Annotated in this window: 13 protein-coding genes; 8 read left to right on the top strand and 5 right to left on the bottom strand. The window is 70.1% G+C overall.

Annotated elements, in window-relative coordinates:
* Nucleotides 1-68: 68 nt before the first annotated feature.
* Nucleotides 69-1,166, bottom strand: a complete 1,098-nt coding sequence (locus F4561_RS06600; protein ID WP_184575785.1) for a radical SAM protein — start codon at nt 1,164-1,166, stop codon at nt 69-71.
* Nucleotides 1,167-1,280: 114 nt separating this feature from the next.
* Here F4561_RS06600 and F4561_RS06595 point away from each other — a divergent pair, with 114 nt between their 5' ends.
* Both F4561_RS06595 and F4561_RS33605 read left to right on the top strand, forming a co-directional pair.
* Nucleotides 1,281-1,931: a class I SAM-dependent methyltransferase gene (locus F4561_RS06595; RefSeq protein WP_184575783.1), complete on the top strand. Its 651-nt coding sequence runs from the start codon at nt 1,281-1,283 to the stop codon at nt 1,929-1,931.
* A 303-nt stretch (nt 1,932-2,234) separates the two neighbouring features.
* The gene (locus tag F4561_RS33605) at nt 2,235-4,502 is read left to right on the top strand and encodes a tetratricopeptide repeat protein (protein ID WP_184575781.1); all 2,268 of its coding nucleotides are present in this window, start codon (nt 2,235-2,237) and stop codon (nt 4,500-4,502) included.
* A gap of 296 nt (nt 4,503-4,798) precedes the next feature.
* On the opposite strand, the gene F4561_RS06585 is transcribed toward F4561_RS33605, so the two are convergent.
* Entirely contained in the window at nt 4,799-5,557 is a 759-nt protein-coding gene (locus F4561_RS06585; protein ID WP_184575779.1) for an ABC transporter permease, read from the bottom strand.
* Nucleotides 5,554-6,504, bottom strand: coding sequence for an ABC transporter ATP-binding protein (locus tag F4561_RS06580; protein WP_312885168.1), 951 nt, complete (start codon nt 6,502-6,504; stop codon nt 5,554-5,556). The genes F4561_RS06585 and F4561_RS06580 overlap by 4 nt, the downstream gene beginning before the upstream one ends.
* 91 nt (nt 6,505-6,595) lie before the next feature.
* On the opposite strand from F4561_RS06580, the gene F4561_RS06575 reads away from it, so the two are divergent.
* The 6 genes from F4561_RS06575 to F4561_RS06550 all read left to right on the top strand — a co-directional run bounded on the left by F4561_RS06575 (nt 6,596) and on the right by F4561_RS06550 (nt 13,115).
* Nucleotides 6,596-7,231 (top strand): TetR/AcrR family transcriptional regulator, encoded by a 636-nt coding sequence (locus F4561_RS06575; RefSeq protein ID WP_184575777.1) that lies wholly within the window; start codon nt 6,596-6,598, stop codon nt 7,229-7,231.
* Between the two features lie 241 nt (nt 7,232-7,472).
* Nucleotides 7,473-8,279, top strand: coding sequence for a FadR/GntR family transcriptional regulator (locus F4561_RS06570; protein ID WP_184575775.1), 807 nt, complete (start codon nt 7,473-7,475; stop codon nt 8,277-8,279).
* On the top strand, nt 8,269-8,982 hold the full coding sequence (locus F4561_RS06565) for a cache domain-containing protein (RefSeq protein WP_184575772.1): 714 nt from the start codon (nt 8,269-8,271) through the stop codon (nt 8,980-8,982). The genes F4561_RS06570 and F4561_RS06565 overlap by 11 nt, the downstream gene beginning before the upstream one ends.
* A gap of 584 nt (nt 8,983-9,566) precedes the next feature.
* Nucleotides 9,567-10,862, top strand: a complete 1,296-nt coding sequence (locus tag F4561_RS06560) for a D-arabinono-1,4-lactone oxidase (RefSeq protein ID WP_184575770.1) — start codon at nt 9,567-9,569, stop codon at nt 10,860-10,862.
* A 29-nt stretch (nt 10,863-10,891) separates the two neighbouring features.
* Nucleotides 10,892-12,154 (top strand): ethanolamine utilization protein EutH, encoded by a 1,263-nt coding sequence (locus F4561_RS06555; RefSeq protein ID WP_184575768.1) that lies wholly within the window; start codon nt 10,892-10,894, stop codon nt 12,152-12,154.
* Between the two features lie 169 nt (nt 12,155-12,323).
* Nucleotides 12,324-13,115, top strand: a complete 792-nt coding sequence (locus F4561_RS06550) for a hypothetical protein (protein ID WP_221445387.1) — start codon at nt 12,324-12,326, stop codon at nt 13,113-13,115.
* Between the two features lie 40 nt (nt 13,116-13,155).
* Here F4561_RS06550 and F4561_RS06545 read toward each other — a convergent pair whose 3' ends face one another.
* Nucleotides 13,156-14,796, bottom strand: a complete 1,641-nt coding sequence (locus tag F4561_RS06545) for a thiamine pyrophosphate-binding protein (protein WP_184575766.1) — start codon at nt 14,794-14,796, stop codon at nt 13,156-13,158.
* An 8-nt stretch (nt 14,797-14,804) separates the two neighbouring features.
* Entirely contained in the window at nt 14,805-15,581 is a 777-nt protein-coding gene (locus F4561_RS06540) for a cyclase family protein (RefSeq protein WP_184575764.1), read from the bottom strand.
* Nucleotides 15,582-15,877 lie beyond the last annotated feature (296 nt).

Raw genomic sequence — 15,877 nt, 5'->3', positions numbered from 1 at the left:
CCGTTGCGCCCATCGAGGACCGAGCGTCCGGCGGCGGCGCCGGTCGTGACGGGTCCGTGAACCCTCGCTCAGGCACAGCGGAAGACCTCACGTCCCGACTGGGCAGCGGCGTCCTGGACAGCGAGCGTGTCCCGCACCACGCCGAAGACCTCGGCCAGCGGCAGCGGGGCACCGGCGATCCGCAGGTGCGGGTTGGTGACCGCCACCGGATGCCACCAGGCTCCGTCCGCGGTGAGGGTCGGCTCCGGCTCCAGGTTCTCGAGGGAGACGTGCATTCCCGTGGTGGCGAAACCTTCCTGGGCCACGGGCCGGATCACCCGGTCCGACGCGGCGATCCCACTCTCGTCGAGGCGCCGGTGCAGCGCGTCGGCCTCTTCGGGGTCCTCGTCGTACAACGTGGCGGCGACCCGCACCCGGAAGCCGAGCGAGCGGGCCAGCTCGATACCGTCCAACGCCCGCGACCACGAACCCGCACCCCGCTGCCGGTCGTGCAGCTCGGGCGTGGCCGAGTCGAGGCTGATCTGGAGCACCACGTCCCGGTCCAGGTTCTCCAGTATCTCTCGGCGGGTGCCCTTGGCGAAGACCATCCCGTTGGTCAGGATGGTGCGGTCCAGGCCGGCCGCCGCCTCGACCAGAACACCGAGCTGGGGGTGCATGAAGGGCTCGCCGCCGGTGAAGAACACCTCGCGGCCTCCCTGGGATACGAACTCGTCGAGCACCGTGGTGGCGATGGCGGGGTCGAAGCGCCGGGCGGGAACCTTCGGGGAGGATTCGGCGCAGCAGTAGTCGCAGGCGAGATTGCAGTTGAAGTTGGTGTAGATCCAGATCCGGCGGCCCACCGGCGTCCGTTCGCCCTGGCTGAAGACGGTGGCCGCCCGGGCGGTCTGGTCCACCTTGCGCACGGCGAACCACCAGGGACCCTCGGCCGACTCGGCGGTCTCGGTGACGATCTCATGCCCCACCAGGTCGGCCCAGGCGGGCAGATCGGTGGCGACGCTGGGCTCCGCGCTGCGCACGCCGAGCACCTGGCCGGGCGTGAGCCGCCGCATCGCGCGGGTGATCAGGAGCAGCAGACCGCTGCCGCAGTCCATGTCGCCGCCGTCGACCAGGGTATGGACCTCGCCGAGGGGGTTCGGCTCCTGCTCGGGAGCTGTCAGTTCAACCATGGAGCCCACCGTAGGGACGGGCGGGCGCCGCAGGGCGCGGATCGGCCCTTACGAAACCATGACGGCGCCTTCCCGCGCTGCCGAAACCGCCCCGCCGGGTTTACCGTCGGGACCATGGCCAACGACGACATAGCGCGCCCGAACCAGCCGGCGGCCCGGACGGCGTTCTGGGAAGGGGTCCACAACGACAAGGACGTCGACGGGGTCTCTTGGTGGCAGTCGGTCCCGGGGCTCTCGCTGGGGCTGGTCGACAAGGCGGAGCTCGGGCTCGACGAGCCGATCATCGATGTGGGCGCCGGATGGTCGACGCTGATGGACCACCTCCTCGAACGCGGCTACCGCGACCTGTCGGCGGTCGACCTGTCCGTCACGGCCCTGAACACCGTCCGCGACCGTCTCGGTCCGGCTGGTGCGGACGTCACCCTCACCGTGGCCGACGTTCTCGACCTGCGTATGGGACGCGAGTACGCACTGTGGCACGACCGGGCCGTCTACCACTTCCTCACCGAGCCCGGGGAACGCGCCGACTACCTCGCCTCGTTGGAGCGCTCACTGCGGCCGGGCGGCTGGCTCGTCGTGGCGACCTTCGGCCCGGACGGCCCGACCACGTGCAGTGGCCTGCCGATCGTGCGCTACACCCACGCCGAACTCGCCGACCAGTTCCCCGGCTACCGCCTCGTCGACACCGCCGGCGAGGACCACCTCACGCCGTGGGGCACATCCCAGCAGTTCACCGCGCTTCTGCTGCAACGCCCCCTGAGCTGACGGCCAGCGCCCGACCCCAACCAGCAGGCCCTGGCCGACCCATCCGATGGTGCGGCCTGTCTCGGAGCGAGGCCACCGGAAGGGCGGGGAGTCCGACGGAGGGTCGGCCGGCCAGTGGCCCGTTCCGGCCGCCTTTCCCTCGATCCCGTGCACCCCCGCTCGCCCGTGTGCTTCCATGGCTCCCATCCCCCAGCCGTCCCGAAAAGGCAAGGATGCTTCGGCCGTGCCCCCTTACCTGGCCCGTCCCCCGAGCGTCCCGCACCACGGGCTCGCCGCCCGCCCTGACGGACCCGGGCGGGCGCGGTGAAGGCGCGCTGGGGCCCGTGGGTAAGCAGCGGCGCCCTCGCGCTCCTCACCGTGGTGGTCGGCGTCGCCACCAACCAGATCCAGCCCACCGCGCCCGATGCCACCACAGCGCTGTGGGCCGCCGGCGCTGTGGTGGCGGCCGCCGCCACCGGCCTGATCACCCACAAAACCGCCCGACCCGCCCAGCCCGAGCCGCACCTGTGGGAGGGCCTCACCGGCCCCCGCGGGCGTCCCCGCCTGCTCACCGAGGTCACGCCCCGTGCTCTGGGCGCCCACCCCTCCCGCTACGCCGACGAGGGCGAGGGGCCCTATCTTGCGCGGGCCGCCGATGCCGCCCTGGCCTCCGCGCTCGCCGATGAGACCCGCCGCACCGTCCTGGTCTGCGGGCCTCGCCTGGCCGGGACCACCCGCACCCTCGCCCAGGCCGCCCGCTCCGCGCTCGGCCAGTGGCGGGTGGCCGCCTTCGTCGACGACCCGTCGGTGCCCCTGGCCGACATGATCACCGCAGCGGCCGAGCACGTCGACCGGGATCACGGGGTGGTGCTGTGGCTGGAGCGCCTCACCCCGGAGCGTTTCGTCGAACTCGCCCAGGCCGTTGCCCGCGACCTGCCGACCGGAGTGCGGATCCTGGCCACCCTCGACAGCGCGGTACTGGAGGGGGCGCGGGTGCCCGAACCGGCGCGGATGCAGATCGAGGACCACGCCCATCGCATCGACGTGGGAGCGCTCACCGGCTCGGAACTCCGGGACGTGGCCGAGGCCGACCTGTATGCGGACCTGCGGCCGGTGCTGGAGGCCGAAGACGACGTGCTCCTGGGACGGCTGCTGGTGTCCTGGACTCAGATCCGCGACGCCTTGTCGGACCAAGGCGAACAGGCCACGAGCCGGATCGCGCTGGTGCGGGCCGTCACCGACTGGCAGCGCATCTCCCCGCCCCGGCGCCTCAACACGATCGTGCTCGACTACCTCTACCGCGCCTACCGCAACCACCTCGCCGGCCGGCCTCCCAACTCCCCGGTGTCGGCCTCTGATTTCCGCGCGGCGCTGAAATGGGCGCGGACTTCGGAGGCGGCGCACCGCCCCCGGCTGGTGGATGAGTACAAAGACGCCTCCGGGGCCTTCTACACCGCCCACCCCCTGCTGGCGGCGCTGGCCGAGGACGCCGAGGAGCCGGCCGCCTGGGCGGTGGCCGACCCGCTGTGGCGCTACGCCGACATGTACTTCGACGGCGACCAGCGCCGCGACCTGGGCTATACCGCCCTGCGGTTGGGGGCCTATCCGGCCGCGCGGCGCCTGCTGAACCATACCGACACCGAGATTGATCCGGCTGCGTTGACCCGAATCGCACAATGGCTGGCAACCGAAGGAAACGTCGAAGCGGCCCACATCTGGTTGCGCCGTGTTATCAGCACCGAACACCCCGACGAAGCGCCCCGTGCCATGGTCGGCCTCGGCGTCCTGGAATACGAGCAGGGCAACACCGAAACCGCCCGCACCTGGTTGCGCCGTGTTATCACCACCCAACACCCCGACGAAGCGCCCCGTGCCATGAGCAACCTCGGCATCCTGGAAGAGCAGCAGGGCAACACCGGGGCCGCCCGCACCTGGTACCACCACGCCATCACCACCCAACACCCCGACCACACACCCCGCGCCATGTACAACCTCGGCGTCCTGGAAAAGCAGCAGGGCAACACCGAAACCGCCCGCACCTGGTACCACCACGCCATCACCACCCAACACCCCGACCACACACCCCGCGCCATGTACAACCTCGGCGTCCTGGAAAAGCAGCAGGGCAACACCGAAACCGCCCGCACCTGGTACCACCACGCCATCACCACCGAACACCCCGAGGAAGCGCCCTCCGCCATGGTCGGCCTCGGCGTCCTGGAATACGAGCAAGGCAACACCGAAACCGCCCACACCTGGTTGCGCCGTGTTATCACCACCGAACACCCCGACGAAGCGCCCCGTGCCATGAGCAACCTCGGCATCCTGGAATACGAGCAAGGCAACACCGAAACCGCCCACACCTGGTACCACCACGCCATCACCACCCAACACCCCGACCACACACCCAGGGCAGAAAGCCTGCTGCGGGAACTGGAGGAGGGGGTGGCGGAGCGCCGGAGTGCCGAGCACTTCGCCCGCTACGGTTGGCAGGCCTATGCCGATCCCGCTCTGCTTCGCCGCCGCGAACCGGTGCGAGACAGCGGCGCCGACAGCGCCCAGGACGAGGACGAACCCGATACTTCCGGGTAGGGCTCCGAGGAAACCTCTGACGCCGCACGGCCGCCCATCGGTAGGCGGAGTGCCGTCCTTCCCGGAGCCGACCACGAAGCGTCCGGCCTACCAGCCGATAACCGCGAGGTGGCGTGTGCCCCATTGGTGCTCGGCAGGCGCGGACTCGGGCGGCACCGCACAGGCGCGGGCCCGGAACGCCGGACTCCGCGGCCGGAGCCGGTGCTCCGGGAACGCGCTTCACCCGGGGTCGGCCACCCCCTTCTCCGGCTCCGGCAGCACAGTGGTACCGCGCAAGGGTCGCCCGCGCGGAGCCCTCACACGTCGCGGACCCGGAACGCGGTGTGGCCGGCGATACCGGCGGCCGCGGTGGTCGCGGCGAGAATCCCGAATCCGAGCGCGGGGGCGACCATGTCGGCGGCGGGGACCACTGTGTAGGAGGCTTGGCCGGCGGTGATCGGCCAGTACCGGGCGAACCAGTCGCCGAGGACGCCGGGCAGACCCGGACCGGTGGCGGGCACGATCAGGAGGGCACCGACGAGCACGGCGAGACTGCTGGTGGCCGACCGCGTCAGCGTACCGACGGCCGCCCCGAGCAAGGCGATGAGGGCCAGGTAGAGCATTGCACCGACGAGCGCGCCCGCGACGCCGGGGTCGGCGATGCCGGCGGCGGGCAGGCCGGCGCCGTCGAACATAATCTGGACCGCCGTGAAGCTGACGAGCGTCGTCGCGAGTCCGGTGCCGAGTGCGATGGCCGCCGCAACGGCGAGCTTGGCCGTGAGCAGGCGGGACCGCGAGGGGACGGCCGCGAGGCTGGTGCCGATCATGCCGGTGTCGTACTCGGCCGTGACACTGAGAGCGCCGAGCATCCCGATGACCAACTGCGCGAAGATGAACCCCTGCAGGCTTGCCGCCGTCGGATCCCAGCCGCCGGGCAGCTCGGACGGAGGCGTGCCGAGCACGCCGGAGGCGCTGAGCAGACTCAGCGCGGCACCGGAGACGACGGTGCTCAGGGCCGCGATCCAGGTGCTGCGGACACTGCGGAGTTTGGTCCATTCGGAGCGGAGGATGTTCATGCTGCGTGGCTTTCGTACTCGGTGGCGTTGTGGGTGAGCCGGAGGAAGACGTCCTCCAGGGACTCGCGGACCCGCGTGAGCTCTTCGAGGGCGATCCCCTCGGTTGCGGCGATCTTGCCAACTGTCGAGGCGTCGGCTCCGGTGACGAGGAGGCTGGGACCGGCCGCCCGGTCGAAGGTGATGCCGGCCCGGCTCAGTGCGGACCCGAGTTCGTCGAATTCCGGCGACCGGACGGTGACCGTCTGCGTCGTGTGTTCCTGCACGAACTCCTCGAGTGTCGCCTCGGCGATGAGCCGGCCCTGGCCGATGACGACGAGGTTGTCGGCGGTCAGCTCCATCTCGGACATCAGGTGGCTGGAGAACAGGATGGTGCGGCCCTCTGCGGCGAGGTCGCGCATCAGGGTGCGCATCCAGCGGATGCCCTCGGGGTCCAGGCCGTTGAGCGGCTCGTCGAGCACCAGCACTCCCGGGTCGCCGAGCAGGGCCGTCGCGATGCCCAGGCGTTGGTGCATGCCCAAGGAGAACTCGCCGGTGCGGCGCTTCGCCGCGTCCGTCAGTCCTACGAGGTCCAGCACCTCGCCCACCCGCTTTTTGCCGAGGCCCGCGGTCTGGGCGAAGGCGAGCAGGTGGTCGGAGGCGATGCGTTGCGGGTGGACCGCACGGGCATCCAACAGGGCGCCGACCCTGCGTGCCGGGTCGCCGAACTCGCTGATGTGGCGGTCGCCGATCGTGATGGTGCCCCGGGTGGGCTTGGTCAGCCCCAGGAGCATGCGCAGCGCCGTGCTCTTGCCTGCTCCGTTGGGTCCGAGGAACCCGGTGATAACGCCGGGGTTCGCGGTGAAGGACAGGTCGTCCACCGCGGTGGTGTTGCCGTATCGCTTCGTCAGGCCCTGCGCTCGAATGTCGACCGCGGGCGCCGGGGCCAACGCGGACTCCGCAACTGGCACGTGTACTCCTCTTCCATCCGGGCGTGCTGCTCTTTTCAAAAATCACACTACACAGTGCAGTTTCATTTTTCGGTTGGAATAAGGTGAGAACATGGCGACGGCGAGAGCGACCATGCAGACCCCTGGTCGGCGGCAGCGGTCCGAGAGCAAGCAAGCGGCCATCCTTGATGCGGCCGAGGCGCTGTTCGCCTCCGAGGGGTACGAGCTCACCAGCGTCGACGCCATCGCAGTCCGGGCCAAGGTGTCCAAACGGACCATCTACGACCACTTCGGCGATAAGCAGACCCTTTTCCACAGCGTCCTCGTCCGCGTCGGCGACTCCTTGACGGCGACCGTGCGCCAGGTGATCGACGAGGAGCTCACCAAGGGACGCGACCTGCACGAAGCGCTGACGGCCTTCGCACTCCGGCTGGCGACAGAAGCGTTCCCGTCGTCGGACTACGTGACCTTCCGGCGGCTGACCTCGCGGTGGCAATCGGCGCCGCGGTTGCCCGAGGGCGCGGACGAGCATCCGGAACGGTTGCTGGAAGAGCGGTTCGCGGCGCTCGCCGCGGATGGCGAGATCCGGGTGGCCGACCCGCGCCGTGCCGTGCAGCACTTCAAGGCCTTGACCCTCCTCCTCGCCCTGGACGCGCTCGACGACGAGTCGGCGAGCTCAGCGGGGGACCCGGAGATTTCCGCGATCATCGCGGACGGGGTCGACGTGTTCCTCCGCGCCTACCGCTGAGCGGGCGTGGCCAGCCACCTGACCCCTGCTGGCCCGGGCCGCTCCCCCTCGGCGGACAGCCGCTGCGTGCCAGCAGAGAGGGATGCGTGCCGCACCGGCCCTCCCGCACACGATCAGAGAAAACGATAACGGTTGTCATATCAACGCATGCTTTGTCGACCGGAGCGGCGGGGCACGTCCACGTTTCGGGACTCGTGCCCGCCCAGAGGCGGTTCCACAACGCGAGTACTAGGCTGACCACGTGAGCAACGACACCGAGATGTCGTGGCCTGAGGCGACGATCTCCACAGCGACGGTCGGCATGATCGCTCAGATGCTCGGCACCGAATCCGTCCTGTCCAGCAGGGCGGATCGGATCACCCGGCGGCTGGAGCGGGCGATCGCCGTCGGCATTCTCGACCACGGCGATAAGCTCCCGACGGAAACCGTGCTGGCCGAGCAGTTGGGCGTGTCGTCGATCACACTGCGGCAGTCCCTCGCTGAGCTGCGGGCGAAGGGTTTCATCGAAACCAAGCGGGGACGCGGTGGCGGGAGCTACATCACGACGCATCCGCCGGTCAGCCAAGAGCAACTGATCGGCCGGCTCATGGACCGCACCACCGAGGAACTGCGCGAACTGGGTGATCTGGCGGCGACGATCGCGGAAGGGGTCGGCCGCCGCGCGGCTCTGCGCGCCGATTCCGAGGACATCCGGCGGGCGGAGCTCATCGCCGGAGAGTTCCACAGCGCGACGACTCCGGAGAACCTGCGCCGGACCGACAGCCGGTTCCACATTGCGGTCAGCGACGCCTCGCATTCCGAACGCCTCGCCAACTCAACGCTGCAGGTCCACGGCGAGCTGGCGGAACTCATGTGGCTGCGCGACGACTTCACCGAGTCCGCACGCACGGCGAACGACGAGCACCTCGCCATTCTCGACGCGATCTCCCGACACGATCCGGACTCCGCGGGGCGCCTCTGCGGTGCGCACCACGAGCGCGAGATACGGGACATCATCGAGCTTTTCCTCATGGTCACCGACGGCGGATGGAGCGATCATGGCCGATGACGATCCGCACCGCCGGGCGCGGGCGGCCTCCGAGGCCATCGGCGCACGCATCGACTCGGTCTTCGAGGAGCTGGCGGAGATCGGCGAGGTCACCACCGCTGCGCTGGCCTCCGGTCCGCTGAACCGCGCGGACCTGACCGACGTGGACGCGGCCCTGCAGCAGATGCTGGTCCGGAACCGCCGCGTGGTCGACGGGGCAGGTGTGGCCTTCGCCCCCGGCGTGCTGCTCGACGCGCACACCTGGCTTGAATGGTGGCGCGTGTCCGGCCACGAGGAACTGGAGTTCGCCCGCCACGTCTTCAACCCCTCCTCGGTCCGCTACTACGACTACACCGAGATGCAGTGGTTCGCGCTTCCGGTGGCCCGGCAACGGGCGGCGGCAGTGGGTCCGTACTTCGACAGCGGCGGAACGGACCGCAACATCGTGACCCTCTCGACTCCCTGCCCCACGGGGGGCGGAACGAGCGTTGCAGCGGCTGACCTGCGGCTGGACCAACTGGAGAGCGAGTTCCGGACAGCACTCGGCAGCGACGCGCCCGCGGTGGCCCTGGTCAATGACCGCGACCGCGTGATCGCCTCGACCAGCGCGTACGTGCTCGCCGGGACGCTGCTGCCCTCGGACACCGAGGAGCGCTACTCCTTCACCGATGTGGTGTCCCTGGACCCCGAGCGCCTGCCCTGGCGGGTTGCCGCGGTCTCCTGACTCCGCCCAGAGCCCACTGCGCCCCGGCGCACGCATGCCGCGAAACCTAGCGGCTGTATCGTTGTGACCTGGACAAACATCGGGGTCGGCCACGCTCGCCAGGCCCCCGAGATCGAATGGTGGCCTCCCCGTCATCGAACAAAAACATTATATGATTAAATTTTAAATCTATAATGTTTTCTAGGTGGCAGACGCCATGCGCAGCGTCGCGTCCAGGCGACTGCCCCAACTCGTAGGACGGAACCGCAGATGACCACCCAGTCGGTGCGAATCCTTCGCACGACCGGCGCCATCCAGGTCGAGATCCCTGCACCTCACCGCCCCTCATGGGGCTCGCTCCGGCCAACCACGTCCGACAGCGGCGTTCCGGGGAACCCCCGTGCTGAGCACTCCAGCCCTCGCACGGGAGCAGGGACGGCCGCCGCGCCGACACAGTGCCGGTGGGACACACCGCGGCGCTAGCCGGCGGTCCCACGTCACACGCGGCAGCCGCGCTGCAGTAACGCCCCGCCGAGTGCGGGCCTTCGGGCCATGGCCGGCCCGTGCCCGTCCTCCCGCGACCGACAACCGATCGGAGTCTTGTCATGCCTTCGGAGCCGACCAACCCCTCCCCAACCGGCCGCCCCAACCCTCTCGCCGGCATCGACCACAGCCTGCACCAGCAGTGGACCAACTGGTCCGGCAGCCAGTCGGCGACACCCGCCTACACCGTCCGTCCCCGCACGGAACAGGAGGCGATCGACACCGTCCGCTTCGCGATCCGCGAGGGCTACCCGGTCCGCGCGCTGGGCGCCGGCCATTCCTTCACTCCCGTCGTGCAGACCGGAGGCATCCTGCTCGACATGCAGCACGTATCGGCCGTGACCGGTACGGACGCTGAGAAGCGCCGCGTGCGCGCGCTGGGCGGTACCGCGATCCGCGAGTTCGGCCCGCCCCTGTGGGAGGCCGGCCTGTCCCTGGCCAACCAGGGCGACGTCGACCACCAGTCGATCGCCGGCGCCCTCTCCACCGGCACCCACGGCTCGGGCACCGAGTTCGGCAGTTTCTCCTCCACGTTGAAGGGCGCGCGAATCCTCAACGGGCACGGAGAGGTCGTCGAGATCACCGAGAAGGACGTCCGCGAACTGCGTGCCGCGCAGGTGGCGGTGGGCACGCTCGGCATCCTGCTGGAGGTCGAGCTGGAAGTCGTCCCCCGGTACCACCTGCAGGAGCAGATCACCTATCCGACCTGGGAGGAGTCCCGCGCCAGCTGGGACCGCGACATCGCGGACAACCGCCACTACTCCTTCCTGTGGTGCCCGCACGAAGGGTCCGCGGAGCTGTACGAGCTCCCCACCCCGGACGACCTGTCCATGGTCAACCGCAGCTACACCAAGCGCTACAACGAGGTGGAACTCGACGAGAGCACCGGCGTCTCCGCGGAGAAAGGCTCGCGCCGGGACCGCGCCTACCGGATCTACCCGGGCGGGTTCGGCATCCCGTTCCACGAACTGGAGTACTACGTCGACTCGCGCCACGCCCTGGAGGCGGTGGAGGCGATGCAGGACCTGATGCGCAACCGGCACCCCGAGCAGCAGTATCCGCTGGAAGTGCGCTGGGTCAAGCAGGACGAAGGCCTGATCTCGCCCTTCCAGGGCCGCGACACCACCGTGCTGTCCGTTTCCGGCGCGCCGGGAACCGACTACTGGCCCTACCTGCTCGACGTCGACGCGATGCTCCAGGGCTTCGACGCCCGCGCCCACTGGGGCAAGATCCACCTGCTCACCCGCGACCGCGTCGCCGAGCTGTACCCGGGTTACGAGGAGTTCGTCGCGGTGCGCCGCGAGTTCGATCCGAACGGTGTCTTCCTGAACGACCACACTCGTGCTCTCTTCGGCTGACCCCGCCCCCGTACCGGATCGGATTCACCATGGAAATTATCGGACAGGTCATCATCTACATCATGATGGCGTTCCTCTTGGTGGGCGCCGTCATGTCCTTGTTCAACGACACGAGCGGCATGGGCAAGGAGTTCAAAGAAGGCATCTACGCGATAGGCCCGATCTTTCTTCCCGTCGCCGGGATCATGTGCCTGATCCCGATTCTCAGCGACCTGATCACCACCTATCTGGGCCCGGTCTACGCGTGGATCCACAGTGACCCCTCGCTCGCGGCGACCACCCTCATCGCCGGCGACATGGGCGGCTACCAACTGGCCAGCGAGACCGCGGGAAGCCACAGCGCGTGGATCCTCGCGTTCGCGGTGAGCCTCACCGCGGGCTCCACGATCATCTTCACGATCCCGGTCGGGCTGGCGATGCTCAAGCAGCGCGACCACAAGTACATGGCGCTGGGGATCATGGCGGGTTTGCTGGCAATCCCGTTCGCCGTGTTCATCGTGGCGCTGCTGCTCCAGATGGCGGGCACCCCGCTTCGCGCGGAGGTGTCCACCTCGGCGGAGTCGACCCTGCCCTTCGATATGCCCGTCTCAGAGATCCTGCTCAACCTGGTGCCGATCGCGGTCTTCGTCGTGCTGCTCGCCTTGGGCTTGCGGTTCCTCACCGGGTTCATGGTCAAGGCGTTCATCGTCTTCGGCCGCTGCCTGGACGCCGCCATCAAGATCGCTCTCGCGCTGGCGGTCGTGCAGTACTTCACGGGGGTCTTCGACATCTTCGGCGAGTGGCCGCTCGCGCCGTTCATCGCCGACGAGGAAGACCAGTTCCGCGCCCTGGAGGTCGCCGGATACATCGGTGTCATGCTCGCGGGCGCGTTCCCGATGGTGTACGCGATCCAGACCTGGCTCGCCAAGCCGCTCTCGGTCGTCGGCGGCCGCCTCGGCTTCAGCCATCAGGGTGCGGCCGGGCTGCTGGCCGGAGCCGCGAACGTGCTGGCGCTGTTCCGCGTGGTCCAGGCGATGCCGCCGCGGGACAAGGTGCTCACGATCGCGTTCGCGGTCTGCGCCGCGTTCACCATCGGCGACCACCTCGCGTTCACCGCGAACTTCCAGCCCAACATGGTTGCTTCGCTCTTCCTCGGCAAACTCGCGGGCGGCGTCATCGGGATGCTGCTCGCGGTCTGGCTCGCGCTGCCCTACACCCGGGTCCTCCAGGCCCGGGACGCCGCTGAGGACGAGAAAGACGCCCTCGAAGCGGAGGCCGCCCAGGCCGCGGAGGAGGAGCCGGCGGGCCGGTGACGCCGCCCGGGGCGGGACCGGCCGACTCAGTGCCGGTCCCGCCCTCTCAGCCTCGCCACGCGTCAGCCGACGCGAGACCTGGAGCACATAATCCAGGTCACAACAAAGCGTTACCTCATGTATACAAGAAGCAACGGATCGGCAACGCCGTGCGGGCACCATGGGGAACATGGGTCTTTCGAAGCGACACGGCGGCACGGCACTGCCGAGCCAGGGCGGACTGCGGCGGGAAGTGCTGGAACTGGCGGCGGTTTTCTGCGCGGGTGGCGCCGCGCATCTTGTGGTCCTGACTCTGGGGCACCGGGAGTACGGCGGGCTCGTGCTGGTCGCGGTCGGAACCGCACTGATCGCCGGCCTGCTCGGGCACCGCTGGTGGCGGGACCGTCGGAGACCCGCGGTGAACCACGATCCCGAGCCCGGGGACACACTCTGGCGCGTTCGCGTGGGGGTTGCCGATGCCCCGGGAGGGCTGGCCGCGCTCACCGCGCGGCTCGCCCGGATCGGTGTGGACATTCGGGTGGTACACGTGCATCCGGGGGCCGGCGAGGCGGTCGACGAGTTCGTGGTGACCGGCCCACCCGGGATCACCCCGAACGACCTGCGCACCGAGATCTCCCGAGCGGGCGGACGCGATGCGGTGGTCGCGCCCGCCGATGTGCACCACCTCAGTGACACCACAACGCGGGCGCTGACCCTGGCTGAGGCGCTACTCACCGCCCGAATACCCCTGGAGGACGCGCTGACCAGCATGTCCGGGGCACACCGCACGACATGGCACCCGGAGCCAGCTACCGGGCTCGGCGGAGACGAACTCGCCGGGGCCTCAATGTTCCTTGCCGTCCACGGCGAAGGCGTCCTGGTGGTGGAGCGCGACGGTCTGCCGTTCACCCCAGCGGAGTTCTCCCGCTGCTGCGCGCTGGTCCGGTTGGCGAGAGCGGGGCAGCCGCAACCCGCGGGATAACGGGCGGGCCGGCGAGGCGGCGGAGGCTGACATGGGGGCGCTATCGGAAGGCCTCGGCGAGCCACCAGGAACCGCCGTCGCTGGCGATCTTGGCGTCCACCACGAGCGGGGCGGCCCGGTCCCCGGCGACCCATTCACGCACCGCGTCCAGGTCCTCCGGTCGGCGCACGGTGACCCCGGCGCATCCGAAGCCGCGAGCGATCGAGGCGATGTCGGTGTCGGGGAAGTACACCGTGTCCAGGTCGACGCCGCTGCCGAAGTGGTGCACCTCGGCACCGTAGGCCGCGTCGTTGTACACCACGATCACCATCGGCAGCCCCAGCCGCACCACGGTCTCCAGCTCCGCGAGCGCCATGTGGAAGCCGCCGTCGCCGAGCGCGGCCACCGGGATCCGGTCCGGCTGGGCCAGCGCCGTGCCGATCGCGGTCGCCAGGCCGAGTCCGATGGACTGAAACGCCTGCGTAAAGCAGAACCCGTACTGGTCCGGGACGGACAGGTACACGCTCGGATAGCCCATGAAGTTGCCGGAGTCCACCGAGACGGCACGCGCGGCGGGCAGCGCGTCGTCCAGCCCGATGCTCAGCGTGCGGGGGTCGATGTGGCCCTCCTCGGCGAGCTCGGCGTACGGCTCGTCCCGCCAGCGCACCCGCTCGGCGATGCGCTGCCGCACCTCCGGGGTCCGGTATCCGGTCGCCTTGTGGCCGCGCGCGGCCAGCTCCGTCTCCGCGTCGGCGGCGGTCAACGCCACGTCGCCCAGCACGCCCAGGTCGACCGGTTGGTGCGCGCCCAACGCGTCGGCCTCCACGTCGACCTGCACGGCCTTTGCGTCCGAGCCGATCAGCCTGCCGTGCCGCGTGGTCCACGTGTTCAGCGCGCAGCCCCAGCCGACGATGAGGTCGGCATCCGAGATCAGCTCGGCGGCCAGCGGCGAGGAGAACCCGCCGGAGATACCCAGCGACCACGTATCGCCCCGGAACAGGCCGTTGGCCACGGCCGAGGTGGCGAGGAGCGCACCGGCGGTTTCCGCGAGCGAGCGCAGCTCCGGGGCCGCACCGCGCGCGCCGCGCCCCGCCACGAACACCGGGCGCCGCGCGTTGGCGAGCAGATCGGTCAGCTCGGTCACCGCGGCGGGCTCGGGGCGCACCGGGCGCGGGGCCGCCACCCGGACCGGCCGGGGCTCCACCACCTGCGCCTGCACGTCCAGCGGCAGGTTCAGCACCACGGTGCGGCGTTCGTGCAGCGCGGTGCGGCAGGCGCGCACCGCGTCGTCGACCGCGCTGGCCGCGGAGTGCACCCGCTCCGACACCGCCCCCACCGCGCGCACCGCGGCGTCCTGGTCGATCCGGAAGTTGGACCGCACCGCGGAACCCGGTGTGTCGGCGGTGAGCACCAGCATCGGGGTACGGCTCTTCGCGGCCTCGCTGATCCCGGTGAGCGCGTTGGTCAGGCCGCAGCCCTGGTGGGTGGACACCACGGTGAGCCGGTCACTCATCCGCGCGTAGGCGTCGGCCATGGTGGCCGCGCCCATCTCGTGCCGGGCCGCCACGAACGGCACGCCGCGCGCCCGCAGCGCGTTCGTCACCGCGAGGTTCCCGCTGCCCACCACGCCGAAGGCCCGGGCGGCGCCGCACTCGGCCACCACGCGCCCGACGGCCTCCGCGACACTCGACCGCTCCGTCATCGGCCCGGTCACCCCTGCTCGACCAGCGCGAGAGCGCGGGCAGGACTGCCGGAACCACCCACGACGGGGAGCGGGGAGACCAGGAGGACCGCCCCGGTCGGCGGAAGCTTCGCGAGGTTCTGCAGCTGCGTCAGGCCGTACTTGCCGGCGCCGAGCAGCAGCTCGTGGCACGGGAACGGTGGTTCGAGCTCCGGGGCGAGCCCCGCGTCGGTGCCAACGGTCTCCACGCCGAGCCCGGCCAGCGGCGTCTCCTCGGCCAGCCAGCGCGCGCATTCCGCGGAGATGCCCGGTGTGTGCGAGCCCTGCTCGTCGGCGTTCAGGAAGTCCGCCTCGTCGCCGGAGTGGACGTCCCAACCGGTCCGGAACAGCAGCCAACCGCCCTCCGGCAGCGGGCCGTGCTCGTTCTCCCAGCGGCGCACATCGTCGATCCCCAGCAGGAAGTCCGGATCCTCGGCAACCCGGTCGGTCACGTCCAGCACCACGGCCGGGGCGATCAGCGAGCCGAGGGGGATCTGGGAGACGTCCAGACCGTCCTTGCCGGACACCCAGTGATTGGGCGCGTCCACATGGGTACCGGTGTGCTCACCGGTGTGAATGTTGTTCCAGTACCACCGCGGCCCCCGGTCGTCGTACCGGCTGATCTCCTCCAGCTGGAAGTTGATCGTGTTGGCGAACGGTTCGGGCAGGCGCAGCACCGGCGTCTTTCCCGTCAGCGGCGCGGTCAGATCGATGATCTCGACGCGCTTCGTGTTGATCGCGGTGAGCAGTTCGGATAGCAGCGACATGCCAACCTCCTGGAATCTCGGGCCTACCGGGGACCCGGCCGCGGCGGCCGGGTCCCCTTCGCCTCTAGCCGGCCGATGACCTCGGCGGCGAACTGCTCCAGCTCACCGACGTAGTCCACAACCGACAATGCCACACCGGACAGTCCGGCCTTAGCGTACTTCGCGGTCTCGCCGGCGACCTCTCCGGTGGACCGGTCAGCGGGCAGGTGCCGCGGCCGGTCGCGGACCGGGATCGGATGCTCGGCGGCGGGGCGGGGACTCCGCCGGGAAGAGGGCGGGCCGTCCTCTCCGCCTGG

Origin of the sequence: Lipingzhangella halophila (genome assembly GCF_014203805.1) — a bacterium.
GTDB classification, from domain to species: domain Bacteria; phylum Actinomycetota; class Actinomycetes; order Streptosporangiales; family Streptosporangiaceae; genus Lipingzhangella; species Lipingzhangella halophila.
The sequence above is the reverse complement of the archived record's forward strand: the minus strand, read 5'-3'. Positions and strand labels throughout refer to the sequence as shown.

What these genes read in the sequence shown, in the direction of transcription:
- F4561_RS06600 (WP_184575785.1), bottom strand. Translation starts at nt 1,166, where the DNA reads ATGGTTGAACTGACAGCTCCCGAGCAGGAGCCGAACCCCCTCGGCGAG.
- F4561_RS06595 (WP_184575783.1), top strand. Translation starts at nt 1,281, where the DNA reads ATGGCCAACGACGACATAGCGCGCCCGAACCAGCCGGCGGCCCGGACG.
- F4561_RS06585 (WP_184575779.1), bottom strand. Translation starts at nt 5,557, where the DNA reads ATGAACATCCTCCGCTCCGAATGGACCAAACTCCGCAGTGTCCGCAGC.
- F4561_RS06575 (WP_184575777.1), top strand. Translation starts at nt 6,596, where the DNA reads ATGGCGACGGCGAGAGCGACCATGCAGACCCCTGGTCGGCGGCAGCGG.
- F4561_RS06565 (WP_184575772.1), top strand. Translation starts at nt 8,269, where the DNA reads ATGGCCGATGACGATCCGCACCGCCGGGCGCGGGCGGCCTCCGAGGCC.
- F4561_RS06560 (WP_184575770.1), top strand. Translation starts at nt 9,567, where the DNA reads ATGCCTTCGGAGCCGACCAACCCCTCCCCAACCGGCCGCCCCAACCCT.
- F4561_RS06555 (WP_184575768.1), top strand. Translation starts at nt 10,892, where the DNA reads ATGGAAATTATCGGACAGGTCATCATCTACATCATGATGGCGTTCCTC.
- F4561_RS06550 (WP_221445387.1), top strand. Translation starts at nt 12,324, where the DNA reads ATGGGTCTTTCGAAGCGACACGGCGGCACGGCACTGCCGAGCCAGGGC.
- F4561_RS06545 (WP_184575766.1), bottom strand. Translation starts at nt 14,796, where the DNA reads ATGACGGAGCGGTCGAGTGTCGCGGAGGCCGTCGGGCGCGTGGTGGCC.
- F4561_RS06540 (WP_184575764.1), bottom strand. Translation starts at nt 15,581, where the DNA reads ATGTCGCTGCTATCCGAACTGCTCACCGCGATCAACACGAAGCGCGTC.